Source organism: Pseudonocardia sulfidoxydans NBRC 16205 (assembly GCF_007989085.1).
Lineage (GTDB): Bacteria > Actinomycetota > Actinomycetes > Mycobacteriales > Pseudonocardiaceae > Pseudonocardia > Pseudonocardia sulfidoxydans.
Genome location: NZ_BJVJ01000001.1, coordinates 91,666 through 115,551 on the forward strand (window position 1 = coordinate 91,666; position 23,886 = coordinate 115,551).

Here is a 23,886-nt window from a genome sequence, read left to right on the forward strand (position 1 = left end):
GATGACCATGCCGATCCCCGGCTCGGAGGCCTTCTCCAGCCGTCCAGTCGACCCTTCCGAGTTGGCGAGGAGTCTCCCGTCGTCGCTCCCGGTGCACTCGGTGACCCAGGAACAGGTCGACGCCCTCGACCCGCTCACCTACGAGGTCGTCCGGCACCGCCTCTGGTCGGTGACCGACGAGATGGGCGAGGCGCTCAAGCGCATGTCCGGCTCGCCGATCGTCACCGACGCCAACGACTTCGACTTCGCCATCTCCGACGAGCTCGGCCAGGAGGTCCAGGTCGGGCTCTACAACACCATGCTCGTCGGCGCCGTCGACCTGGCCATCTACTGGACGCTGCGCAACCGCGCGGTCAACCCCGGCATCGAGGCCGGCGACATGTTCCTCACCAACGACCCCTGGGTCGGCGGCGGGCTGCACCAGAACGACGTCATGGTCTACCAGCCGGTGTTCCACGACGGGAAGCTGTTCGCCTGGACCAGCGCCATCGCCCACCAGCCCGACCTGGGCGGCGTCGGCCTCGGCTCCTTCTCCCCCGCAGCGCAGGACGTGTTTTCCGAGTCCCTGCCCACCCCACCGGTCAAGGTCGTGCGCGGCGGGCAGCTCCAGCGCGACGTCGCCGACCTGTGGGTCCGCCGCTCCCGCGTCCCCATGCTCATCGGGCTCGACCTGCGCGCCAAGATCGGCGCCAACAACGTCGGCGCCGAGCGCCTGCACGCCCTCATCGCGCAGTACGGGCCCGACACCGTCAAGGCCGTCATGAAGCGCATGATGTCCGACGCCGAGTCCCGGCTGCGGGCCAAGCTGACCGCGCTGCCCGACGGCTCGTGGTCGGCCACCGGCTACCAGGACCAGTCCCACGAGGGCGACCGCAACCTGCACAAGATCACGGTGACGACGACGAAGTCCGGCGACCACCTGAGCTTCGACTTCACCGGGACCGACCCGCAGGCCGGCGTCATCAACTGCACCTACGCCGGCATGCGCGGCGGCGTCATGCTCGCGCTGCTGCCGATCCTCGCCGGCGACATCCCGTGGTCGGCCGGCGGGCTCATGCGCTGCTTCGACCTCGTCACCGAGGAAGGCACGATCAACAACGCGACCTTCCCCGCCGCCGTCGGCCGCGGCCCCATCGGCCCCGCCTGGCTGACCGGCAGCCTCGTCGCCGAGTGCCTGGCCCAGATGCTCGACCGCGACCTGGAGCTCGGCAGGAACGTCCAGGCCACCTGCTGCGGCACCTGGGACACCGCCGTCATCGCGGGCCTCGACGAACGGGGCGAGCAACCGGCGCCGTTCCTCAACATCATCATGGAGCCCATGGCCGGCGGCTACGGCGCCCGCCCCCACGCCGACGGCATCGACACCGGCGGGCTCTTCTGCATCCCGATGGGCCGGGTGCCCGACGTCGAGATGACCGAGTTCCTCTACCCCGTGCTGACGTTGTGGCGGCGCGAGGAGCCCGACTCCGGCGGGCCGGGGCGGCACCGCGGCGGGCTCGGCGCATCGGTGGCGATCACCCCCCACGGCACCAGCGTCCCCATGGGGCTCGTGCTGGCGTCGGCGGGCAAGGCCGTCGCGCAGAACGCCGGCCTGTCCGGCGGGCACCCGGGCAACAGCGGCCTCGACGTCGTCGCCCGGCGCAGCCGCGTCGCCGAGCTGCTGGCCGCGGGCCGGATGCCGTCGGACCTCGCCGAGATCAGCGACACGCTCGAACCCGGCCAGAACTACGCGTCGAGCTACCTCGCGCCCGGCGAGGTGTTCGCGATGACCTGGCAGGGTGGCGGCGGGTACGGCGACCCGCTCACCCGCGACCCCGCCGCCGTGGCCCGCGACCTGCGGGAGCAGAAGATCACCGCCGCGGGCGCACGCGCGGTCTACGGGGTCGTCGCGAACGGCACGGAGATCGACGACGCCGCCACCGCGGCCGAACGCGACAGCCGGCGGACGCAGCGCCGGGACCGTTCCCGTCTGCTGGGCGAGACCCGCGGCCGGGCCGACCTCGCCGCCGCGCGGCGCCTCGACGACAACCTCGTCGAGGTGGGCGACGGCACCGTCGCCTGCCGGCACTGCTCGGAGACGTTGGGCGACAACGAGGAGCCGCTCGCCCTGGCGTTGTACGAGGGCCCGCCCACCGAGGCGGGGCCGCAGATCATCGCGACGGCCGCCGACTACGTCGACGCGCCCGTGGTGTTCCGCCAGTACTGCTGCCCGTCGTGCTGGACGGCGCTCTACTCGGCGGTGGTCCCGGCCGACCACCAGGACACCGTCGCGACACTGGGCCGCCTCACCGCGGTGTGACGCTGTGAGTGGCGATGGTCGCCATGGCGACCATCGCCACTCACGACCGTTGTGCCCGGGACCGATGAGTTCCGTGCGCGGGCGGCGTCTGAGCTGACATGACGACTCACACCCTCGCGACCCCCGACGTCGACCTCGCCTACGACGTGATCGGCCCGCTGCCCACCGCCGACGGCCGGCCACCGCTGCTGATGATCGGCCAGCCGATGACCGCCGAGGGTTTCACGACCCTGGCCGCGCACTTCACCGACCGCACCGTCGTCACCTACGACCCTCGCGGGCTGGGCCGCAGCGTCCGCAAGGACGGCCGCACCGACCACCGGCCCGAAGTGCAGGCCGAGGACCTGCACCGGCTCATCCAGGAGCTGGGCGCCGGACCGGTCGACCTCTTCGGCAGCAGCGGCGGTGCCGTGGTGGGGCTCGCCCTCGTCACCGCCCACCCCGGCGACGTACGGACCCTCGTCGCCCACGAGCCGCCCGCCATCCCCCTGCTGCCCGACGCCGCGGCCGCCGAACGCGCCCGCACCGGGTTCTTCGACGTCTACAACGCCAAGGGCGGCAACGCCGGAATGGCCGCGTTCATCGCGATGACGAGCTGGAAGGGCGAGTTCACCGACGAGTACTTCGCCGCGCCCGCGCCCGACCCGGCGATGTTCGGCATGCCGACGGAGGACGACGGCCGGCGCGACGACCCGTTGCTCTCCGACATCTCGTGGGCCGTGAGCAGCTACAGTCCCGACATCGAGGCCCTGCTGGCGGCGCCGACGCGGGTGGTGGCCGCGGTCGGCGAGGAGTCCGAGGGCGTGTTCGCCGGCCGGACCGCCACCGCGCTCGCCGAGAAGCTGGGGCAGGAGGTCACCGTGTTCCCCAGCCACCACGGCGGGTTCGCAGGCGGGGAGTTCGGCTACCCCGGCAAGCCCGAGGAGTTCGCGGCGACCCTGCGCAGGGTCCTCGACGGCTCCTGATCGGCGCCCCGGGCCGGGAATCAGGTCACCGCGCGGCGACGTCCTCGACGAACGTCGTCCGGGACAACACGTCGGCGTGCGGGTGCCCTCGTCCGCCCCGGCACTGCGGCACAACGCGTCCATGGAGATCCGACAGGGCGTCGTCGTCGACGATGACGTCGTCGACGACTTCGCCGTGCGGCACGGCATCAGCCGGCTCGCGCTCTACGGCTCCGCGCTGGCCACGGCCTTCGGCCCCACCAGCGACGTCGACCTGCTCGTCGAGTTCCTCCCGGGCCGTACCCCCGGCCTACTGCTGCACGCCCCTTCTATGCGGCCTGAGGACGGGGTCCGGCTGCGGCATCTCCGCGATGCCGGACGAAGGCCGTCGCGGACAGCACGGGTCGAGCCCGCACCGACCTCGACGAGGACGAGCCGCTCCGGCTCGCGTCGGCGAAGCTGGTCGAGATCGTCGGTGGAGCCGCGGAGCACGTCGGCCCCGATGTCCGCACCGACCACCCCGAGGTGCCGTGGCCGCTGCCGCCCGGATGCCGGGACCGACCTGTCCATCACCACTTCGACATCAATCTCGACGTCCCCTGGCAGACGCTGACGGAGGACCTGCTCGCGACGCCGCCGGACGCGGAACGTCTCCGCTGACGGCCGCCGTCGAGCCGCTGCGGCCCGCACAGATGAGTTCCGGCGCTCACCGCGGTCCTCATGTCATGGACACCACGAACCTCGCAGACCTGTACGACGTCCCCGCGCTCGACTGGGAGACGATCCGGACCGGGCTCGACGCCGGCTTCCCGCAGGCGCCGGGTGAGGGCGGCCCGGACCGGCACACCTGCTGGTTGACGACGCTGGACGCCGACGGCGGCCCGCACGTGACGGGCATCGGTGCGCTGTGGGCCGAGGGCGCGTTCTGGTTCGAGACCGGGGAGCGCACCCGCAAGGGGCGCAACATCGCCCGCGATCCGCGGTGCGCCCTGAGCGTGGCGACGACGACGTTCGACCTCGTGGTCCGCGGCCGGGCGGAGATGGTCACCGACCGGGAGGTCGTGGCGGCGCGGGCGGCCGACTGGGCGGCCGGGGGCTGGCCGTGCGAGGTCGACGGGTCGGGTGCGGCGTTGACGGCGCCGTTCAGCGCTCCGTCGGCGGGGACACCGCCGTGGCGGGTCTACCGGATCACGCCGGAGTCGGCGACGGCGCTGCAGACGGTCGAACCCGGCGGCGCGACGACGTGGCGGTTCTGACGTCACCGCGTGGTTGTCGCCCACACGGAGAGCGCCGTTCGACGACCGCTCGACCGGCCGCCGCACCGAGCTCCGGCCGAGCGCCGCGGACGAACCGCCCATGCCGCGACGAGTCGGTGCGAACCCGACGCAGCTGGGCGACGACGAGCGGTTTTCCGGTGCCGACGCGCAACCCGATCAGCCGACGATCGTCTCCACCTGTATCGGCGGTCGATGTGTTCGACGGCCGGCACGAGAGGAGAGCGGTTGTGAGAAGGCGGCACGCGTACGGCGCGGTCGGGCTCGGGGTCGTCACGGTCGCGACGAGCGTCCTGCTCGCCGGCACCGCGTTCGCGGCGAACACCGCACCCGACCCAGCGACGGGCGAGTCGGCGGCGACCGCGGCCGTCCGCTCCCAGGCCCTGGTGCCCGGCACCCCGTGCTCGGTGACGGCGAAGGCGTGCGTCGACCTCGACTCGCAGCGCGCCTGGCTCATCAACGACGGGGTGGTGACCCGCGGCCCGGTGAACGTCGCGTCGGGTGGGAAGACGGAGCCGACGCCCGTCGGGCACGACCTGCACGTCTACCTCAAGGACATCGACCACGTCAGCGGCGAGTCCTTCACCAACGGCGTCGCCGACCCGATGCCGTACTCGGTGTTCTTCGAAGACGGCGGCATCGCCTTCCACGAGGGCGACCCCGAGGCCGCGTCGGGCGGGTGCATCCACCTCGCCACCGACGACGCCAAGGCCTGGTACGACTACCTGCAGCTGGGCGACGCGGTGCAGGTCGTCAAGGCGTCCGAGGAGCTCGAAGCACGTGGCCAGAGCTACGACGGCCCGACCTACGGTTTCGGCGGCGTCCGGGCCTGGGAGGCCGAGCACAGCGGCGCCGACGACAGCGGCTCCGGGGACAGCTGAGCCTCCGCGGGCCGGCTGCGGAGGGGCGGCCGGCCCGCGGTTCATCCCCGTCTGCCGACCAGATGGAACACGCGGCTGAGCGTGCGGTACGGATCCTGCGCGGCCGCCCGTAGCTCGACCTCGGCGACGGCCTGCGCGTCCGCGTCGTCGGGGATCTGCGCCCAGTCGACGAACAGCCACACCCCACACCACGCCTCTTGACGTACCCCGTTGGCGCGCAACAACTCCGACAGGCCGTCGACGGTGTCGCCACGGGTCGGCGCGCCGAGCACCCCGATCTCAGTGGTGGCGTCGAACGCGGCCAGCGCGTCGTCCCACCGGCCCTCCAGCGCCGGGCGGACCGCGAGCGTCCGCGCGTTGAGCGCCGTGACCGACACCATCCCGCCGGGCGCGGCGCAGCGGCACAGCGCGTCGACCGTCGGGCGTGGGTCGTCGAGATACATCAGGACGCCGTGGCAGAGGACCGCCGCGAACCCGGACCCCGCGGTCAGCTCGTCGGCCCGCTCGCCGGGTCCTTCCACTAGCCGGACCCGCCCGCGCACCTCGTCGGGCTCCGCCGCGACCCGCGTCGCGGCGCGCGCCAGCATCGCCGGCGACGGGTCGAGGATCGTCACGTCGTACCCGAGCCGGGCGAGCGGCAGCGACTGGTGCCCCGCTCCCCCACCGACGTCGAGCACCGCCGCGGGCGGCGGCGGAAGATGGCCGAGCAGCTGGCGGTGCAGGACGTGGGTCCGCACCCGGCCCTTCACCGTGGCGTACGCGCCGTCGACGAACGCGTCCGCCAGCTCCGCCCATGCGTCCTCCGCCACGCCGCGATCGTCGCACCCCCAGCGCTCCCGCGACCGGTGGAGCCACGGGTGCCGGACGGACGTCCGGGGTACGTGACGCCCGTGGCCGTCTACCTCGCCTGGACCTCGCACCCACCGGTGGACCTCGTCGGGCCGTGGGAGGAGGCCCGGGAGGCGGCGCCGGGGCTGCTGCTGATCGAGAGCTCCGCATCGCTGTCGGCGGTCTACCACGCCGTGAAGTGGTGCCTGCCCCACGAGGCCGCGCTGCTGGTCACGCCGGTGGGGTCGACGCCGAAGTCCCGCGGGCTCGCGGCCGGCAGCACCACCTGGCTGCGCGACCGGACCCCCTGAGAACCCGCCGCTACTCCTTGTTCAGTGCATCCTGCGCGGCCCCGGCGACCTTCTCGACCGCGTTGGGCAGCTCGGTCGTGCCGTAGAAGCGGCTGTCGGGGTGGGTGGGCGGCGGCATCGGCGCGCTCGTCGTCGGCCCGTCGTGATAGGTGAACTCACCGTTCCCGTCAGGGCTGGGCCCCTTGGCCCACCGTCCCTCCGCGGCGTGCGCACCGTCGGAGAAGTTGAGGTACTGGTAGGAGACCTCAGTGTGCTCCTTGGACTGCGGGAAGTTGCTCGGCGCCGGCAGCTTCTCCGCGCCCTCCTCCTGCAGTTCCGCGACGGCGGCCAGCCACATGTTCTGATGCATCGTGTCGCGGGCCAGCAGGAACGCCAACAGATCGCGCACACCCTTGTCGTCGATCATGTGGTACAGGCGCGCGACCTGGACGCGCCCCTGCATCTCCGCAGCGGCGTTCTGCGAGAAGTCGGCCAAGAGGTTGCCCGAACCGGTGATGTAGGAGCCCTGCCACGGGTTGCCGTTGCTGTCGACGGGACGAGCGCCCGCACCGGCCACGATCGCGTGCTGCACATCGGTTCCACCGACGATCGCGGCCACGGTCGGGTCGTCCTGCACCGCATCGGAGGTGATGCCCAGCGGGGACTTCTCCAACAGCTGCGCGATCATCGTCGCGAGCATCTCCACGTGCCCGATCTCCTCGGACGCGATCCCGAACACCAGGTCGCGGTACTTCCCGGGCACGTGCATGTTCCAGCCCTGGAACATGTACTGCATGGCGATGGTGATCTCGCCGTACTGCCCGCCCAGCACCTCCTGCAGCTTGCGGGCGTACACGGCGTCGGGCTTGTCGGGGGTGGACGTGAACTGCAGTTCTTGACGGTGCAGGAACACGGACGGTCCTCCAATGTGTGGGGGGTGAGCCGGGGATGGCGGCGCGAGGCTGGACCGCTGCGGACCGCCGGATCGGGGGCCCGCAGTCGCCTGCCCGAGCAGTCGACGTCCAAACCAACCGAGGCGAAACAAGTCCGACCGGGGCCGGGTCGCCGGGCGGGTCGTGTCACCTCAGGTCGTGGCGCCGTCGCAGTCCCGCGCCCCCTCACGCATCCGGTACCGCGACCGCTTCGGCGAGCTGCCGTCGGAGACGCTGCAGCGGCACCGCTGAACGTCGCCAGTAGTGTTGTCGCCGTGGCGATCGAGGACGAGGACGGCGGAGGTGCCGCGGGCCAGCCCGGCCGGCTGATCCTCACCGTGTACGGCCTGTACGCGCGCGAACGCGGCGGCTGGCTGCCCATCGCCGGGCTCGTCCGGCTGCTCGGCGAGGTCGGCATCAACGTGCAGGCCGTGCGGTCGGCGATCCACCGGCTCAAGCGGCGCGGCCTGGTCGACGCCGAACGCCGCGCCGACGCCGCCGGGTACGCCCTGTCCGACGACGCCCACGGCCTGCTCGCCGAGGGCGACGTCCGGATCTTCGGCCACACCCGAGGCGCCGCCGACGACGGCTGGCTGCTCGTCGTGTTCTCAGTGCCCGACACCGAACGCGCCAAGCGCTACCAGCTGCGTTCGATGCTGACCCGGCTCGGCTTCGGCACCGTCTCCCCCGGCACCTGGATCGCGCCGCGGCATCTGGAGACCGCGACGGTCGAGACGCTGCAGCGGGCGGGGCTGGCCGGGTTCACGCAGGTCTTCGCCGGTCCGCACGTCGCGGGCGGCGAGCTGGCCGAGCTCGTCGCGTCCTGGTGGGACCTCGACGGGCTCCAGGAGCTCTACGCCGACTTCCTCGACCGCTTCGAGCCGGTCGGCGCGCGGTGGCTCGCCGGCGGGGACGGCGCTGTCGACGACGCCCGCGCCTTCGTCGATCTCGTCGACATGCTCACGGCGTGGCGGCGGCTGCCCTACGCCGACCCGGGACTGCCGCTGGAGCTGCTGCCCGCGGGCTGGAACGGCGAACGCGCCCACGAGCTGTTCGCGACACTCTCGGCCCGGCTGCGCGAGCCCGCCGCCCGCCACGTCGAGGCCCTGCTCGGGCCCGCGGAGACCCTCCCGGCCGCCGGCTGACCCGTCAGGCTGCCCTCGCACGGCCGACGACCCTTGTGAGCGGTAATAGTCGCTATAGCGACTATTACCGCTCACAGGGTTCGTCAGGGCGCGCCTCATGCCGTGGCGGCTGCGCGAGGGGTCGGGTGGGCGGCCGGGGCCTCGGGCTCGGTGGGCGACGCGGCCGCCCGTTCGCGTAGAGCGACCCGGAGCAGCTTGCCGGAGGCGTTGCGCGGCAACGCATCCACGAACTCGACCCGACGCGGGTACTTGTACGGCGCCCCGACGGCCTTGACGTGGTCCTGCAGCGCCCGCGCGGTCGCCGGACCGGGAACAGCTCCCTCGCGGAGCACGACGAACGCCGTCACGACCGCCCCGCGCTCCGGATCCGGGGTCCCGACCACACCGGACTCGACGACGTCGGGATGGGTGGCCAGCAGCTCCTCCACCTCCGGCCCGGCGATGTTGTACCCCGACGAGACGATCATGTCGTCGGCCCGCGCGACGTGATGGAACCAGCCCTCGGCGTCACGCACGTAGACGTCACCGGTGAGGTTCCAGCCGCCGCGCACGTAGTCGCGCTGACGTGGGTCGTCGAGGTAGCGGCACCCCGTCGGGCCCTTCACCGCCAGCAGGCCGGGCGTCCCGTCGGGCACCGGGCGGCCGTCGACGTCGTGCACCTCGGCCCGGAAACCGGGGACGACCCGGCCGGTGGCCCCAGGACGGGCGTCGTCGTCGGCCGCCGAGATGAACACGTGCAACATCTCCGTGCCGCCGATACCGTCGATCAACGACCGCCCGACGACCTCGCGGTAACGCACCGCGACCTCCGCGGGCAGCGCCTCCCCCGCCGACACCGCGCGCCGCACCCCCGCGAGCAGATGCCCGACACCGGCATCGAGGATCGTCCGGTACGCCGTCGGCGCAGTGAACAGGACCGTCACCCCCTGCTCGGCCGCGATCGCCGCCAGCTCGGTGGGCGTCGCCCGCTCCACCAGCAGCACCGACGCCCCCGCCCGCAACGGGAACACCAACAGCCCACCCAGCCCGAAGGTGAACGCGAGCGGCGGCGTCCCGGCGAACACGTCGTCGGGCCGGGGCTTGAGCACGTGCGCGGAGAACGTGTCGGCGATCGCGAGCACGTCGCGGTGGACATGCATCGTCGCCTTCGGACGCCCCGTCGTGCCGGAGGTGAACGCCAGCAGCGCGACGTCGTCGGCAGCAGTGGCGACGTCCGGGAACGTCACCGGGTGCGCGGCGCAACGGGCCTGCAGGTCCGTCCCGAACGACACCACCGCCACCTCGGGCGGGAGCTCGTCGAGGAACCGTTCGTCGCACAACGCGACGGCGGGACGGGCCGTCGCGTTGATCTTGTCGAGCTCGTGACGGCGCAGCAGCGGCATCGTCGCGACGGCGACCGCCCCGGCCTTGAGGACGGCGAGCCAGCACGCCGCGAGCCACGGCGTGTTCGGCCCGCGGAGCAGGACCCGGTTACCGGGGACGACACCGAGGTCGGCGGTGAGGACGTGCGCGATGCGGTTCGCGCGGGCGAGGACGTCGCCGTAGGTCCAGGTCTCGCCGGGCGAGCCCAGACACGGGCGGTCGGCGCCGAACCGCGCGATCGTGTCGTCGATCAGCGCGGTCGCTGCGTTGAGCTGCTGTGGGTACTGCAGCTCGGGAAGGTCGAACACGAACTCGGGCTGCTGGTCGGCCGGTGGCAGCCCGTCGCGGCAGAACGTGTCGACATGGGCGGTCATCGGTCGGCCTCCTGACGTCCCTTCACCACGAGCGGGACCTTCGGGGTCGCGTCGAGGTGCAGCGACAACACGTCGAACCGGTTGTAGTGGCCGATGATGTCGTGCATCTGCTTGGCCTGGATACTGCGCGCGAGGTCGATCTCGGCGTAGACGATGCCCTCGTCGTCGATCAACGGTTCGACGACCGGGCGGCCGTCGGGCCCGAAGATGCCCGACAGCGCGTTGCGGGGCCGGGACAGCTGTTTGCGGACGGTCTCGTCGTCGCCCGCGACGGCGTCGACGATCTCCTCGGACACCACCGACGTCGACACCACCGAGAAGACCTTGCCCTCGAAGGCGTGCGCGGCGGTGCGGATCGCGATGGCGTCGGCCATGTCGTAGTCCTCCGGCGCGACGGGCAGCGCGATGTAGGACGCGACGTGGACCTGCTCGCCCTGGGCCAGCAGCGCGAACCGGGCGAGGGTGTTGGTGTTCTCCCCGCAGGCCAGCACCCCCAGCTTCCCGACCGGCGTCTCGTGCACGACGAGCGAGCTGCCGTCGCCGCCGGTCCAGGTCAGCTTCTCCGCCCACGTCGGCACCAGCTTGCGGTGTACCCCGATCAGCTCGCCGTCCTGCGAGATCGTGAGCATCGTGTTGTAGAGGACGCCCATGCTGTGCGCGCCGCGCTCGTTCACCCCGATGACGACGGTGGCGCCGTGGCGCCGCGCCGCGTCGCGCAGGGTGTCGACCTCGGGGCCGGGGACGTCGATCGCGTTGCGGTACAGGCGTTCGAACCACGGCGAGCCCTGGACGGGGTTCATCGTCCAGTTCCAGTACGGGTAGCCGGGCACGAACGCCTCGGGGAACGCGACGAGCGTCGCACCGTTCCCGGCCGCCTCGGCGATCAGGTCGGCGGCCTTCGCGACGGTGGCCGCCGCGTCGAGGTAGACGGGTGCGGTCTGGACGGCGGCGGCGGTGAAACGCGGCAGCTCCAGCATGGCGGTCAGCCCTTCGCGGAGGTGAGCAGCGGACGCCAGCGCCGGTGGACCGGCGCGGGCTCGGGATCGGTGAGCGTGAGCCGCGGCGGGACGCGCCGGGCGGTGGGCGGCGGGGTGGCCCCGGCGCGCAGGTGGGCGGGCCATTCGACGTCGTCCCAGCCCAGCGCGACGGCGGCGTGCAGGGCCCAGGCGGGGTCGTGCAGCATCGCCCGGCCGACGGCGACGAGGTCGGCGCGGCCGGCGAGGACGATGGAGTTGGCGTCGTCGGCGGTGGAGATGCCGCCGACCGCGATCACCGGGACGCCGGCGTCGTGGCGGATCCGCTCGGCCAGCGGGGTCTGGTAGCTGCGGCCGTAGTTGGGCCGCTGGTGGGCGACGACCTCGCCCGACGAGACGTCGACGGCGTCGGCACCGTGCTCGGCGAGGGCCCGGCTGATCTCGACAGCATCGGTCACGGTCTGCCCGCCGGGCGCGTGGTCGACCGCGGAGATGCGGACCAGCAGCGGACCCGCCCACGCGCCGCGAACGGCGTCGAGGACCAGCAGCGGGAACCGTAGCCGGTCGGCGAGTGCGCCGGGATTGGTGAGCGGCGACAGGTACGTCGACAGCAGGTGACCGTGGCCGGCGTGCAGTTCGAGCGCGTCGAACCCGGCGTCGGCGGCGCGGCGGGCGGCGGCGGCGAACGCGGCGACGACGGCGTCCTCGTCGACCGGTCCCGGCTCCGCCTCCCCGGCCCGGTACGGGACGGGCGTCGGCGCGACGGGCGCGACACCGCGGCGGCCCGCGTGGGTGAGCTGGACCCCGATCCGGGCGTCGGACGTCGCGTGGATGCGGTCGGTGATCGCGCGCCAGGCCGCGACATGCTCATCGGACCAGAGCCCGCTGCTCTCCTTCGCGGCACGGGCATCGGGTCCGACGGCGGTCCCGCCGGTGAGCACCAGCCCCGCCCCGCCGACGGCCGCCGCGGACAGCATCAGCATCTCGGCGTCGCCGGGCACCCCGTCGCGGGCGGCGTCGACGGTGACCGGCGCGGCGACGATCCTGTTGGGCAGCAGCATGTTCGCGAGGGTGAACGGCTGGAACAGCGGCGGCGCCCCGGGCGCGAAGTGGGTGCGCACGCGCGCGGCGTAGTCGGGGTCGCGGACCGCGAGGTTGTCGAAGGTGACGCGGCGGCTGCGGGTGAGCAGGTTGAACGCGAACTGCTCCGCGTCGAGCCCGGTCACGTGGTCGACGTCGGAGAACCATTCCAGGCTCGCCTGCGCGGCCCGCTGGGTGGACTCGACGACGGGCCGGCGCTCGGCCTCGTAGGCGGCCAGCGCCGTCGGCACGTCGTCGTGGCGACGCAGCGCCGCGGCCAGTGCCAGCGAGTCCTCCATCGCGAGCTTCGTGCCCGAGCCGATGGAGAAGTGCGCGGTGTGCGCGGCGTCGCCGAGCAGCACGAGGTTGCCGTCGTGCCAGCGCCGGTTGCGAACCGTGGTGAACCGCAGCCACTTCGAGTTGTTCGCGACGAGCGCGGCACCGGCCAGCTCCTCGCGGAACAGCTCGGCGATCGCGGCGATGCTCGCCTCGTCGTTGACCCCCGGCGGCAGCGCGTCGGCGTCGACCCCGTCGAACCCCAGTGCGCGCCAGGTGTTCTCGGAGGTCTCGACGATGAACGTCGACCGCTCGTCGGAGAACGGGTAGGCGTGCACCATCAGCGCGCCGTGCGGGGTCTGCTTGGCCACGAAGGTGAACGCGTCGAGCACCCGGTCGGTGCCGAGCCACATGTAGCGGGCGCCACGGACGTCGAGGTCGGGGCCGAACACGTCGGCGTGCGCGGTGCGGATCGCGGACCGGGCGCCGTCGGCGGCGACCACGAGGTCGTACTCCGCGCGCAGCTGCTCGACGGGCGGGGCAACGGTGCGGAACCGCAGGTCGACGCCCACCTCGGCGCAGCGCTCGGCCAGCAGCTCCAGCAGCACGCGGCGGTTGATCGCGGAGAACCCGTGCCCGCCGGAGGTGACCGTCTCGCCGCGGTGCACGACGTCGATGTCCGACCAGCGCGCGAACCGGGCCGAGACCGCGGCGAACAGGACCGGGTCGGCCTGCTCGAGCCCGTCGAGGGTCTCGTCGGAGAAGACGACGCCGAAGCCGAACGTGTCGTCGACGGCGTTGCGCTCGAACACGACGACCTCGCGCGCCGGGTCGAGCTGCTTCGCCAGCGCGGCGAGGTAGAGGCCGCCCGGACCTCCACCCACGACGGCGATCCTCATATTCCTCACTCCTGACGCTGGTTGAGTGGACGCAACATTAGCATCTGTTGCTGTCGTCGAAAAGACGCTATGTTGAGTCGGCGACGAGAGACGAGGAGACGTGATGACCGACCTGAGTGACGACGTCCTCGGGCGTGCCCGCGTGCGCGACACCGCGGAGCTGGAGGCCTACTACCGCCGTCTCGAGGACCTCGAGGCCGGCGCCCTGTGGAAGATCGCCAACAAGATCGAGCCCTGGTACCCGCAGCCGCGCTCACGCCCGATGCTGTGGCGCTACGCCGACCTGCGCCCCCTCGTGCTGGAGGCACTCGGCCTGGTCAGCGGCGACGACGCCGGCCGCCGCGTCGTCGCGCTCTACAACCCCGACCTGCGCGACATCGCCGCCACCTGCGGGCTGCTCTACACCGGACTGCAGGTCATGGCCCCCGGCGAGTCCATGACCGCGCACCGCCACCAGGCGTCGGCACTGCGGTTCGTGCTCGAAGGCGAGGGGGCCTGGACGATCGTCGACGGACAGAAGCTCAAGGTCGGCCCCCGCGACTTCGCGATCACCCCGAACTGGACGTGGCACGAGCACGGCAACGAGGGCCTCGAGTCCGAGGGCGCCGTGATCTGGCAGGACGGACTCGACATCCCACTGGTCAACGCCCTGGACGCCCCGTTCTACGAGGTGCACCCCGACGTCTACCAGAAGCAGGACGGCGTCACGAACTCGTCGGTGCTCACCTACGGCGCCGGCCAGCTACGGCCCGTCGGCGACCCGTGGGACAAGCGGTACTCACCGCTGACCGCCTACCCGTGGGAGCCCACCTACGAGGCGCTGCAGAACGCGGCGCAGGCGTCGGACGGCTCGCCCTACGACGGCATCATCATGGAGTACTCCAACCCGCTGACCGGCGGATCCGTCATGCCGACGATGAGCGCGCACATGCAGATGCTGCGCCCCGGCGAGCGGACGCTGGCCCACCGCCAGGTCGGCTCGCAGGTCTACACCGCAGCCAAAGGCTCGGGCCACACGATCATCAACGGGGTCCACTACGACTGGACCGAGGGCGACATCTTCGCCATCCCGTCGTGGGCCTGGCACGAGCACGCCAACGCGAGCACGTCCGACGACGCGTGCCTGTTCTCGTTCACCGACTTCCCGGTGATGCGCTCGCTCGGCTTCTACCGCGAAGAGGCCTACGCCGACAACGACGGCCACCAGACCGTCTGAAAGGGAACCTCCCATGCTCCTGGTCACCTTCTCCGTCGACGGTGGTCCGCCCCGGCCCGGCGCCCTGGACGGCGACGAGGTCGTGGACCTGTCCGCGCACGTCACCGACCTGCGCGGGCTGTTCGGCGCGGCGCTCCCGCCCCTCGACGGCCCGCGCGTCGCACGCGACTCCGTGCAGCTGCACGCCCCGTTCCGCCCCGGGAAGATCGTCGGGGTCGGGCTCAACTACGTCGAACACGTCGACGAGTCGGCCCGCACCCTCGACACCCACAAGGAGCTGCCGACGCGCCCGGTCCTGTTCTCGAAACCCGCGACCGCGATCGTCGGGCCCGGGGAGCCGATCCTGCACGACGGCACCCTCACCGAGCAGCTCGACTGGGAGTGCGAGCTCGCCGTCGTCATCGGGCGGGCCGCGCGGAAGGTGTCCCGCGAGGACGCGCTCACCCACGTGTTCGGATACTCGATCGTCAACGACATCTCCGCCCGCGACCAACGCCGCTCCGGGCAGTGGTTCTTCTCCAAGGGCCAGGACTCCTACGCCCCCTTCGGCCCCGCCGTCCGCACCGCCGACGAGGTCCCCGACCCGCAGGCCCTCGCCCTCGGGCTGAAGGTCAACGACGAGGTCAAGCAGAAGGGCAACACCGCCCACATGCTGTTCACCGTCGCCGAACTGATCGCCGACATCTCTTCCGGCATGACCCTCGAACCCGGCGACGTCATCGCCACCGGCTCACCCCAGGGCGTCGGCGCGGCCCAGAACCCGCCACAGTTCCTGCGCCCCGGCGACGTCGTCGAGGCGACCGTCGAGGGCATCGGGACCCTGCGCAACCCGGTGGTCGACGCCCGATGAGCCGTCCCTTCCGGATCGGCCAGATCGTCCCCAGCTCCAACGTGACGATGGAGACCGAGATCCCGGCGCTGCTACGGGCGCGCGAAACCGTCGCGCCCGAGCGGTTCACGTTCCACTCCAGCCGGATGCGCATGACCCGGGTGACCGCCGACGAACTGGCTGCGATGGACGGCGAGTCCGACCGCTGCGCCGTCGAGCTCTCCGACGCCCGCGTCGACGTCCTCGGCTACGCCTGCCTCGTCGCGATCATGAGCATGGGACCGGGCTACCACCGCGAGTCGCAACGCCGGCTGCACGCGCGGACCGTCGACAACGGCGGACCAGCACCCGTCGTGACCAGCGCCGGAGCGCTCGTCGACGGGCTGCGGGTACTCGACGCCCGGCGGATCGTGCTCATCGCGCCGTACCTGCCCGAGCTGACCCGCACCGTCGTCGACTACATCGAGGCCGAAGGCGTCGACGTGCTCGACCACCGCGCGCTCGGCGTGCCCGACAACCTCGACGTCGCCGCGCTCGACCCGCGCGGGCTGATCACGCACGCGCAGGAGCTGGACCGGTCCGACGCCGACGCCGTCGTTCTCTCGGCATGCGTCCAGATGCCCTCGCTCGACGTGATCGACGAGGTGCAGCAGCTGCTGGGCAAACCGGTGCTGTCGGCGGCCGTCGCGACGACCCACCGCATGCTGCGGGCACTCGACCTGCCCGCGGTCGCGCCCCTCGGTGGCGCGCTGCTCGGCGGCGGGTACGCGCTGGCCGACCCGCCCGCCACGGTCGCCCTGTGACGGGGGCGCCCCCGTGACCGCGGCCGCGACCCGGCCCACCGTCACGATCCGGCGGACGGTCGAGTGGTCCGACACCGACGCGTCGGGGCACTACTACAACGGTGTCGTCCTGCGCTGGGTCGAGGCGGCCGAGGCCGAACTGCTCGGCCGGCTCGGTCTCGCCGGCCTCTTCGGCCGCATCCCGCGGGTCCGCTACGAGGCCGACTTCCGCGCCCGGCTGTGGTTCGGCGACGCGGTCGACATCGACCTGACGATCGGACACGTCGGCACCACGTCGATGCGCTACGACTTCGAGGTCCGCTCCGGATCCACGATCGCCGCGGCCGGGTCGACGACGGTCGTCAACGCCACGCCCGACGCCCCGGCCGCGACCCCGTGGCCCGACGACGTACGGGCCACCCTGGCAGGCGGCTGACGCGCTCGCCGGGCGTCCGACCGACCCGGGGGCCCGGCGACGTGCGCGCCGGACCGTGCCCCGGCGACACGGAACATCCGCCATGTCACCGAGACGGCCGGGCGCGCGAACGGGCGACATGGGGGATGTTCCGCAGGTCCGGGCACGCGACCGTCGACATCAGGAAGGGAGCCGCCCCGGCCCCGCCGCCCGGCCCCGCCGCCCGAGAAGAAACGGAGAAGCCATGTCGGCCAAGGGCATCCTCATCGGTTTCCTGATCGCGGGCGCACCGGCGCAGAACGCGGCGAGTACGGCGACTTCCTGACGAGCCGCCCCGGCGACCCTCCGCTACACCCGCCGCGTCACCGGTGCCGACGCCCCCGCACCGGTCACCCGGAGACGACACGACTCACTCGTCGAAGGGGGCTCCCACCCTTCGGCGCCGTCGCGTGTGCCGACCCGCGCCGCGAGATGCCGGACCTGCACGTCGCCGATCCGAGACTGGCCGAGGCCGGTGACCGCGGCACCCGTGGCCCCGGCAGAGGTGCCCGGCGTCGGCCGGGGCGAGCCCGCCGACTGCCTGCACCATCGCCGGAGTGAGGTGCGGCCGCAGCCCCGGGGGCGGAAGGCCGTTCTCGGCGCGGAAGAACACGCACGTCAGCCCGGACTCGCCCAACGCAGACGGCCGGGCGTGCGGACCGCCGGACACGGTAGCTCCTCCTCCATGCAGCCGACCCCGACGATTCTTCGTCCCCGTCAGCCATTCCCACCGTCTGAACGACGCCGGGCGACACAGTCGACCCGGCCGGGCTACAGGCGTAGCGCGTACCTGCGCCCGCTGGGTGTGGTGGTCGTGCGGGTGCCGCCTCGGCTCTCGACTCTCCAGCCCGGCTGTTCGCGGACGAGGTTGTGGAACACACAGACGCCACGCCCGTTGCCGAGCGACGTCGGGCCGCCGTCGCTCCAGCGGGCGACATGGTCGAGATGCCGGATCGGGGCGTCGCATCCGACCTCGCCACATCGTCCACGGTCCCGGATGCGGACGAGGTCGGCGAGAACCCCCGTGAAGGCGCGCCGACGCGAGTCTCCGCCGACGACGATGCCGTCCTGGGTGACCAACCGCCGCCAGCCGGCCACGACGGCGCGGTCGAGGAGGTCGGTGGGGCCGTAGCCGGGGATCTCTGCGGGTAGCGGGGCCTGCGGATCGAGGAGGGCCTCCACCGGGACCAGCACCTGTATCTCGACCGCGACCGGGGCAGCGGCATCCAGACCCGTCAGCCGCTCGACGAGGGTGTCGGCCATGACCTGCCCGCGGGTGCGGGTCACCGGGTCGGGGTCGACCCAGTGCTCGACGACGGCTCTGCGCAGCGCCGCATAGCAGGCGACCCCCTGCTCCACCGGGAGGACGGCGCTGAGCCGGACCATGCCGTCCTCGAGAGGCCGGATGGACACGTGCCGGTCGGCGCGGGCGGCCCGAGCACGTTCGGCGAAGCGTTCCGGCGCAACGGCCGCGACGATCGATCGGGCCAGATCGGCGACCCGGCGATGGCCGAACGCGGACAGGTCCCGCTCGGACAACCGTCGGTCCACCTCGGCACGTTGGTCCGGGCCGAGATGCGCTGCGGCGGCGACGATGGCAGCCACCTTCCGCTCGTCGAGGTCCCCGGCGGCGAAGGCATCCCGCACCCGATCCAGACCCGCACGCAGGTCCCGGGCCAACCGCAGCTGGACACGAGCGCGCGTGGGCGAGACCCTCAGCGCCAACCCGAGCTGCGCGACGATCCCGGCCTCCACCCGTTCCGGCGCGACCACGACTTCCTCGAGGCGAGCTTCGACCTCCTCGAGCGCGAACTCCCGCACCTCCGCCGCGATCTCCGCGTCGAGCGAGTTGCGCAGCCGGACGAGCTGCTCGATCCGGGCGACCCGCTCAGCCCGCCGCGCTCGCGAAAGTCCCCCGGACTCTGCCGGGGAGAGATCGTCGACGATTGCGGTCATGAGCCGATCTTACCAGCTCAACCGCCATCTTTCGAACACACGTTCGATATTTTTCCGCGCAGGCGGGCGAGCCTGTCATGTCGCAGTACATCGGTGACACTGTGGGTCTACGTGGTGGTGACACTTCGGTGGCAAGGCTGCGGCGGTGCCTGACGACGCGCCGCGCGGGGCGGTCTCGACGTTCTGCACCGAGCACGCCATCTCGCGTAGGTCGTTCTACGAGCTGCGTAAACCCGCTCGGGACGAAGGGCCTGCGGCGGTGCTCGAGCCCAGGTCCAGACGGCTGCGCTCGAGCCCGTCGAAGCTGACCGAGCAGGTCAAGGCCCAGGCTGTCGCGGTGCGGGCCGCGCTCGAGGCATCCGGTCTGGACCACGGCCCGATCAGCGTTCACGACAAGATGCGCGCGATGGGTCTGAGCCCGGTGCCCTCGACGGCGTCGCTGGCACGGATCTTCCGCGAGGCCGGTGTCGCCCGGCGCGAACCGCGCAAGAAGCCCCGCTCGGCGTGGCGGCGGTTCGTCTATCCGGCGCCGAACGCCTGTTGGCAACTCGACGCCACCGAGTACGTGCTGACCGGCGGACGCAAATGCGTGATCTTCCAACTCATCGACGACCACCCCCGCTACGCGCTCGCCTCCCACGCCGCGGCCGGTGAGACCGCCCAGGATGCGATCGCGGTCTCCGACCAGGGCCGTGACCGCCCACGGCGTCCCACAACGGCTGCTGACCGACAACGGGCTCGCGCTCAACCCAACCCCTCACGTCGTGGTCTGGTCGGGCGGCTCGTCGGGCATGTCGCTGCGCTGGGCGTCGAGGCGATCACCGGCAAGCCGGACAAGCTTCCACCAGACCCTGTTCCGCTACCTCGACAAGCAACCCTCGGCGGCCACACGCCCAGCCTCCAGGCCCGATCGACGCGTTCGACCACATCGACAACACCGGGCGCCCCCACCAAGGGCCGCCCGGGCGGATCACACCGCTGGCCGCGTGGGAGACGCCCCCGAAAGCCGATCCATCACGCCCGAAACCCGACCGGCCCGTCTACAGGCCGCCGGCCCCCACCATGGTGCCCCGGCCGAGCACGCCCGCAGGCCTACCCGCCGGCACACACCCACGAACGGTGAGCTCCACCGGCACCATCGGCCTCGACAGGGCGACCTACAAGGTCGGTGGCGCCCACGCGTTCACACAGGTCCTCGTCGTCAGCGACGGAAACCGGCCCGGCGACACGATCATCGTCACCGACCTCGACGGCGAGGTCCTCGCCGAGCACACCAGGCCCCGAGCCCGGCACGTCGTCGTCGGCCACGCTCGACCACAATCCCCGACACCGCGTAGTCGTGATGGCCGAAGCCGGACATCGGCGCCGGCGACGTGTCGACGGCAGCGACGTGTGACGGCAGCGACGTGTCGACGGCAGACGCAGGACCGTCCGGGGTCGTCGTGTTTGCCGTCACCGCGTTCCGGCGTCATCCTGGACGCGTGAGTGAGAACTCTGTCGCCCTGGACCTCGACGACGCCGGTCTGGCCCGGGGCCTTCCCCGCCCGCTGCACCGCCACGACGCGATCCAGGACGTTCCGTTCCGACCCGTCGGTTTCCGCGACGACGACCTGCCCTCGGCACTGGAGCGGTCGGCCCGCTGGCTGCGCGAGGTGCAGGAGTGGCTCGGCGAGCCTGTCGACGTCATCGGTGTCCACCTCGACTACGACGACAGCCCCGACGGGGTCTACTACGAGGTCAAACTGCTGTGCAACGACGAGGACCTCGCCGGTGCACCCATCGCGGTCCGCGCCCAGGAGGCGACCGACCCGGCCGCGGCGCAGTAGGACGGGGCCGGACCGGCCGCCCGCGCCGAGCCCCGACCTGGGTGGGGGCTCGGCGGGGCGGTGGCGTCAGCCGGTGCGGACGTGCGCCCCGAGCTCGGCGAGGATGTCCTCGACGCGGGCCTTGGCGTCGCCGAAGAGCATCTGGGTGTTGTCCCGGAAGAACAGCGGGTTCTGCACGCCCGCGTAGCCGGTGGCCATGGACCGCTTGAACACGATCACGTCCTTGGCCTCCCACACCGTCAGCACGGGCATCCCCGCGATCGGGCTGCCCGGGTCCTCCGACGCGGCCGGGTTGACCGTGTCGTTGGCCCCGATCACCAGCACCACGTCCGTCGACGCGAGATCGTCGTTGATCTCGTCCATCTCCAGCACGATGTCGTAGGGAACCTGGGCCTCGGCCAGCAGCACGTTCATGTGCCCCGGCAGCCGCCCCGCGACCGGGTGCACCCCGAAGCGCACCTCGACACCGGCATCACGCAGCTTGCGGGTCAGCTCGGCGACCGGGTACTGCGCCTGCGCCACGGCCATGCCGTAGCCCGGCGTGATCACCACGGAGCGGGCGTCGGCCAGCAGCTCGGCCACCCCGGCGGCGTTGACCTCGCGGTGCTCGCCCTCGACCGCGGCGGCCGACGTGGCCGTCGCCCCGAACCCGCCGGCGATGACGGAGACGAACGACCGGTTCATCGCCTTGCACATGATGTAGGACAGGTACGCACCCGAGGAGCCGACGAGCGCACCGGTGATGATCAGCAGGTCGTTGCCCAGCAGGAAGCCCGACGCCGCGGCGGCCCAGCCCGAGTAGCTGTTGAGCATCGACACCACGACGGGCATGTCACCGCCGCCGATCGAGGCCACCAGGTGCACCCCGAGCAGCAGCGCCAGCACCGTGAGCACGGCGAGGATCCACAGCTGCGGGGTGATCACGAACCACACGGTGAACGCCGCGAACACGACGAGCGCGCCCAGGTTCAGCACGTTCTTGCCCGGCAGCATCAGCGGCGCAGACTTCATCTTCGCCGACAGCTTCAGGTAGGCGATGATCGAACCGGTGAACGTGACCGCGCCGATGAACACGCCGATGGCGACCTCGGCGTGGTGGATACCCAGCAGCGACCCGCTCAACTCGGTGGCCTCGCCACCGGCGCCGCCTTCCGCTGCGCCGCCTTCTACTTCGAGGTAGCCGTTCCAGCCCACCAGCACCGCGGCGAGACCGACGAAGCTGTGCATCAGCGCGATCAGCTCGGGCATGCCGGTCATCTCGACGACCCGGGCCCGCCACAGCCCGATCGCCGCACCGATGACCAGCGCGACCAGCAGCAGCGTGATGCCCAGCCCGGAGGCCGAGCCGAACGCGACGATCGCGGTGGCGACCAGCGCGATCGTCATCCCGGCGATACCGAACACCACACCGGAGCGCGACGTCTCGTGCCGCGACAGCCCGGCGAGGCTGACCACGAACAGCAGGGCGGCGATCAGGTACGCCGCCGTCGTCCACGTCTGCATGGTTCAGCTCCTCCCGGGGCTGCGCGAGAACATCGACAGCATCCGGCGGGTCACCGCGAAGCCACCGACGATGTTGATGAACGCCAGCAGCGTCGCCGCCGCGGCCAGACCCAGCACCAGCCCGCTGCCGCCGGTACCGATCTGCAGGATCGCGCCGACGACGATGATCCCGGAGATCGCGTTGGTCACCGACATCAGCGGCGTGTGCAGGGCGTGGTGCACGTTCCCGATCACGTAGAAGCCGATCACGATGGCCAGCACGAACACCGTGAGGTGCCCGGCCAGCTCCGCCGGCGCGAACGCCGTGACCAGGAACAGCGCGACCGCACCGATGACCGGCGGCAACGCCTTGGCCAGCGGCGAACGCTCCTTCTCCTCCTTGACCGGAGCCGGCGCCGCTGCGGGCTGTGCGGCGGGGGCCGCGCTCACCGACACCGCGGGCGGCGGCCAGAGCACCTCACCCCCGTGCGCGATGGTCAGCCCCCGCACGACCGTGTCGTCGAGGTCGAGCGTCAGCCGCCCGTCCTTGCCGGGGGTCATCAGCTTGAGCAGGTTCAGCACGTTCGTGCCGTAGAGCTGCGAGGCCTGCGCGGGCAGCCGGGCCGCGAGGTCGGTGTAACCGATGATCGTCACACCATGCTCGGTGGTGACGACCTCCCCGGCCACCGAACCCTCGACGTTGCCGCCCTGCGCGGCGGCCATGTCCACGAGCACCGAGCCGGGACGCATCGACGCCACGTCGGCCGCGGTGATCAGCCTCGGCGCCGGACGGCCCGGGATCAGCGCGGTCGTCACGATGATGTCGACGTCGGCGGCCTGCTCGGAGTAGATCTCCGCCGCCCGCTTGTCGTAGGCCTCCGACGTGGCCTTGGCGTAGCCGTCGGTGGACGCCTCCTGCTCCACCTCCACCGCCAGGTACTCACCACCCAGCGACTTGACCTGGTCGGCGACCTCGGCGCGCGGGTCGGTGGCGCGCACGATCGCGCCCAGGCTGTTGGCCGCGGCGATCGCCGCCAGCCCGGCCACACCGGCACCGGCGACCAGCACCTTGGCCGGCGGAACCTTGCCGGCCGCGGTGACCTGACCGGTGAAGAACCGCCCGAACGCGTGGGCCGCCTCGATGACCGCCCGGTAGCCCGCGATGTTGGCCATCGACGACAGCACGTCCATCGACTGGGCGCGCGAGATGCGCGGCACCGCGTCCATCGACAGCGCGGTCACGCCCTGGGCCGCGAGGGCGGCGGTGCGCTCCTCGGAGAACCGCGGCGCCAGCATCGCGATCAGCGCCGACCCCGACCGGAACTTGCCGATCTCCTCCGGGCCGGGCGCGTTGATCATCACGACGACGTCGGCATCCCAGACCGGACCGTCGACCACCTCCGCGCCCGCCTCGGCGTACGCGGCGTCGTCGAACCCGGCCGGCGCACCCGCCCCGGACTGGACGGTCACGTCGTAGCCGAGCGCCACGACCTTGCCGACCGTCTCCGGGGACATCGCCACCCGGGTCTCGGACTTGGCGGACTCGGACGCCACCGCGATCCGCATCGGTACAGTGGCGGCGGACGGTGGGGATTCGGCGTCCTGGATGGTGTCGCGCATTCACTCTCCTGTGTGTGGGCCGGCCCGCAAGCATGGGGCCCGTGGGGCGTGGTCCGTCGCCGACGAAGGTCAACAGCCGGAGCGCTCGGGCGATGGACTTCGCAGCGTCGACGTCGTCGACGAGTCTGTTCCCGGCGTCACTGCCACGAGCAGAGTAATCGGT

At 72.2% G+C, this 23,886-nt stretch carries 21 protein-coding genes and 1 pseudogene; 13 read left to right on the forward strand and 9 right to left on the reverse strand.

All coding sequences use genetic code 11. The features are described 5' to 3' along the window. Position 1 precedes the first annotated feature (1 nt). A complete protein-coding gene (locus PSU4_RS00415; protein WP_147101443.1) occupies positions 2-2,299 on the forward strand; it encodes a hydantoinase B/oxoprolinase family protein in 2,298 nt (765 codons plus the stop codon). Between the two features lie 98 nt (positions 2,300-2,397). Next, a complete protein-coding gene (locus tag PSU4_RS00420; protein ID WP_147101447.1) occupies positions 2,398-3,264 on the forward strand; it encodes an alpha/beta fold hydrolase in 867 nt (288 codons plus the stop codon). Positions 3,265-3,289: 25 nt separating this feature from the next. Here the strand turns inward: PSU4_RS00420 and PSU4_RS31070 are convergent, their stop codons facing one another. Continuing rightward, a complete protein-coding gene (locus tag PSU4_RS31070) occupies positions 3,290-3,448 on the reverse strand; it encodes a hypothetical protein (protein WP_186816661.1) in 159 nt (52 codons plus the stop codon). 206 nt (positions 3,449-3,654) lie between these two features. Here PSU4_RS31070 and PSU4_RS32935 point away from each other — a divergent pair. From PSU4_RS32935 to PSU4_RS00435, 3 genes and pseudogenes are all read left to right on the forward strand, one after another. Further along, positions 3,655-3,903, forward strand: a pseudogene (locus PSU4_RS32935) (HepT-like ribonuclease domain-containing protein); the annotation flags it as partial. Positions 3,904-3,968: 65 nt separating this feature from the next. Beyond that, a complete protein-coding gene (locus PSU4_RS00430; protein ID WP_147101450.1) occupies positions 3,969-4,499 on the forward strand; it encodes a pyridoxamine 5'-phosphate oxidase family protein in 531 nt (176 codons plus the stop codon). A 248-nt stretch (positions 4,500-4,747) separates the two neighbouring features. Further along, on the forward strand, positions 4,748-5,398 hold the full coding sequence (locus tag PSU4_RS00435) for a L,D-transpeptidase (RefSeq protein ID WP_147101453.1): 651 nt from the start codon (positions 4,748-4,750) through the stop codon (positions 5,396-5,398). A gap of 41 nt (positions 5,399-5,439) precedes the next feature. Here PSU4_RS00435 and PSU4_RS00440 read toward each other — a convergent pair whose 3' ends face one another. Beyond that, entirely contained in the window at positions 5,440-6,207 is a 768-nt protein-coding gene (locus PSU4_RS00440) for a methyltransferase (RefSeq protein WP_147101458.1), read from the reverse strand. A gap of 48 nt (positions 6,208-6,255) precedes the next feature. Here PSU4_RS00440 and PSU4_RS00445 point away from each other — a divergent pair, with 48 nt between their 5' ends. Next, positions 6,256-6,537, forward strand: a complete 282-nt coding sequence (locus PSU4_RS00445) for a hypothetical protein (protein WP_147101462.1) — start codon at positions 6,256-6,258, stop codon at positions 6,535-6,537. A 10-nt stretch (positions 6,538-6,547) separates the two neighbouring features. Here PSU4_RS00445 and PSU4_RS00450 read toward each other — a convergent pair whose 3' ends face one another. After that, a complete protein-coding gene (locus PSU4_RS00450) occupies positions 6,548-7,429 on the reverse strand; it encodes a manganese catalase (RefSeq protein WP_147101466.1) in 882 nt (293 codons plus the stop codon). Positions 7,430-7,723: 294 nt separating this feature from the next. Here PSU4_RS00450 and PSU4_RS00455 point away from each other — a divergent pair, with 294 nt between their 5' ends. Next, the gene (locus tag PSU4_RS00455; RefSeq protein WP_147101468.1) at positions 7,724-8,593 is read left to right on the forward strand and encodes a PaaX family transcriptional regulator; all 870 of its coding nucleotides are present in this window, start codon (positions 7,724-7,726) and stop codon (positions 8,591-8,593) included. 95 nt (positions 8,594-8,688) lie between these two features. Here PSU4_RS00455 and PSU4_RS00460 read toward each other — a convergent pair whose 3' ends face one another. Genes PSU4_RS00460 through PSU4_RS00470 form a run of 3 tightly spaced genes read right to left on the reverse strand, consistent with a single transcriptional unit; the run spans position 8,689 to position 13,558 of the window. Beyond that, entirely contained in the window at positions 8,689-10,329 is a 1,641-nt protein-coding gene (locus PSU4_RS00460; protein WP_147101470.1) for an AMP-binding protein, read from the reverse strand. After that, positions 10,326-11,306, reverse strand: coding sequence for a carbon-nitrogen hydrolase family protein (locus PSU4_RS00465; RefSeq protein ID WP_147101473.1), 981 nt, complete (start codon positions 11,304-11,306; stop codon positions 10,326-10,328). Before PSU4_RS00465 ends, PSU4_RS00460 begins: the two co-directional genes overlap by 4 nt. Before the next feature lie 5 nt (positions 11,307-11,311). Next, entirely contained in the window at positions 11,312-13,558 is a 2,247-nt protein-coding gene (locus PSU4_RS00470) for an oxidoreductase (RefSeq protein ID WP_147101476.1), read from the reverse strand. 103 nt (positions 13,559-13,661) lie between these two features. On the opposite strand from PSU4_RS00470, the gene PSU4_RS00475 reads away from it, so the two are divergent. The 4 genes from PSU4_RS00475 to PSU4_RS00490 are packed head-to-tail and all read left to right on the forward strand — an operon-like array spanning position 13,662 to position 16,821. Continuing rightward, positions 13,662-14,774: a cupin domain-containing protein gene (locus tag PSU4_RS00475; protein WP_147101480.1), complete on the forward strand. Its 1,113-nt coding sequence runs from the start codon at positions 13,662-13,664 to the stop codon at positions 14,772-14,774. Between the two features lie 13 nt (positions 14,775-14,787). Continuing rightward, positions 14,788-15,624, forward strand: coding sequence for a fumarylacetoacetate hydrolase family protein (locus tag PSU4_RS00480; protein ID WP_147101483.1), 837 nt, complete (start codon positions 14,788-14,790; stop codon positions 15,622-15,624). After that, positions 15,621-16,406 carry a maleate cis-trans isomerase family protein gene (locus PSU4_RS00485; protein WP_281290648.1) on the forward strand — a complete coding sequence of 262 codons (786 nt, stop codon included), beginning with the start codon at positions 15,621-15,623 and terminating at the stop codon, positions 16,404-16,406. Before PSU4_RS00480 ends, PSU4_RS00485 begins: the two co-directional genes overlap by 4 nt. Positions 16,407-16,419: 13 nt before the next feature. Further along, on the forward strand, positions 16,420-16,821 hold the full coding sequence (locus PSU4_RS00490; RefSeq protein WP_147101487.1) for an acyl-CoA thioesterase: 402 nt from the start codon (positions 16,420-16,422) through the stop codon (positions 16,819-16,821). A 789-nt stretch (positions 16,822-17,610) separates the two neighbouring features. Here the strand turns inward: PSU4_RS00490 and PSU4_RS00495 are convergent. Then, positions 17,611-18,795: an HNH endonuclease gene (locus tag PSU4_RS00495; protein WP_147101492.1), complete on the reverse strand. Its 1,185-nt coding sequence runs from the start codon at positions 18,793-18,795 to the stop codon at positions 17,611-17,613. Positions 18,796-18,940: 145 nt separating this feature from the next. Here PSU4_RS00495 and PSU4_RS00500 point away from each other — a divergent pair, with 145 nt between their 5' ends. After that, positions 18,941-19,918 (forward strand): hypothetical protein, encoded by a 978-nt coding sequence (locus tag PSU4_RS00500; protein WP_222596120.1) that lies wholly within the window; start codon positions 18,941-18,943, stop codon positions 19,916-19,918. Between the two features lie 358 nt (positions 19,919-20,276). Continuing rightward, positions 20,277-20,621, forward strand: a complete 345-nt coding sequence (locus PSU4_RS00505; protein ID WP_147101495.1) for a hypothetical protein — start codon at positions 20,277-20,279, stop codon at positions 20,619-20,621. A 66-nt stretch (positions 20,622-20,687) separates the two neighbouring features. Here PSU4_RS00505 and pntB read toward each other — a convergent pair whose 3' ends face one another. Together pntB and PSU4_RS00515 are read right to left on the reverse strand one after the other, a co-directional pair. Beyond that, positions 20,688-22,124: a Re/Si-specific NAD(P)(+) transhydrogenase subunit beta gene (pntB, locus tag PSU4_RS00510; protein WP_147101499.1), complete on the reverse strand. Its 1,437-nt coding sequence runs from the start codon at positions 22,122-22,124 to the stop codon at positions 20,688-20,690. A 3-nt stretch (positions 22,125-22,127) separates the two neighbouring features. Beyond that, positions 22,128-23,723 (reverse strand): Re/Si-specific NAD(P)(+) transhydrogenase subunit alpha, encoded by a 1,596-nt coding sequence (locus PSU4_RS00515; RefSeq protein ID WP_281290649.1) that lies wholly within the window; start codon positions 23,721-23,723, stop codon positions 22,128-22,130. Between the last annotated feature and the right edge of the window lie 163 nt (positions 23,724-23,886).

Coding starts and splice junctions, on each gene's coding strand:
- PSU4_RS00470 (WP_147101476.1), bottom strand. CDS start 13,558: ATGAGGATCGCCGTCGTGGGTGGAGGTCCGGGCGGCCTCTACCTCGCC.
- PSU4_RS00475 (WP_147101480.1), top strand. CDS start 13,662: ATGACCGACCTGAGTGACGACGTCCTCGGGCGTGCCCGCGTGCGCGAC.
- PSU4_RS00460 (WP_147101470.1), bottom strand. CDS start 10,329: ATGACCGCCCATGTCGACACGTTCTGCCGCGACGGGCTGCCACCGGCC.
- PSU4_RS00430 (WP_147101450.1), top strand. CDS start 3,969: ATGGACACCACGAACCTCGCAGACCTGTACGACGTCCCCGCGCTCGAC.
- PSU4_RS00415 (WP_147101443.1), top strand. CDS start 2: ATGACCATGCCGATCCCCGGCTCGGAGGCCTTCTCCAGCCGTCCAGTC.
- PSU4_RS00495 (WP_147101492.1), bottom strand. CDS start 18,795: ATGACCGCAATCGTCGACGATCTCTCCCCGGCAGAGTCCGGGGGACTT.
- pntB (WP_147101499.1), bottom strand. CDS start 22,124: ATGCAGACGTGGACGACGGCGGCGTACCTGATCGCCGCCCTGCTGTTC.
- PSU4_RS00480 (WP_147101483.1), top strand. CDS start 14,788: ATGCTCCTGGTCACCTTCTCCGTCGACGGTGGTCCGCCCCGGCCCGGC.
- PSU4_RS00465 (WP_147101473.1), bottom strand. CDS start 11,306: ATGCTGGAGCTGCCGCGTTTCACCGCCGCCGCCGTCCAGACCGCACCC.
- PSU4_RS00420 (WP_147101447.1), top strand. CDS start 2,398: ATGACGACTCACACCCTCGCGACCCCCGACGTCGACCTCGCCTACGAC.
- PSU4_RS00515 (WP_281290649.1), bottom strand. CDS start 23,723: ATGCGCGACACCATCCAGGACGCCGAATCCCCACCGTCCGCCGCCACT.
- PSU4_RS00485 (WP_281290648.1), top strand. CDS start 15,621: ATGAGCCGTCCCTTCCGGATCGGCCAGATCGTCCCCAGCTCCAACGTG.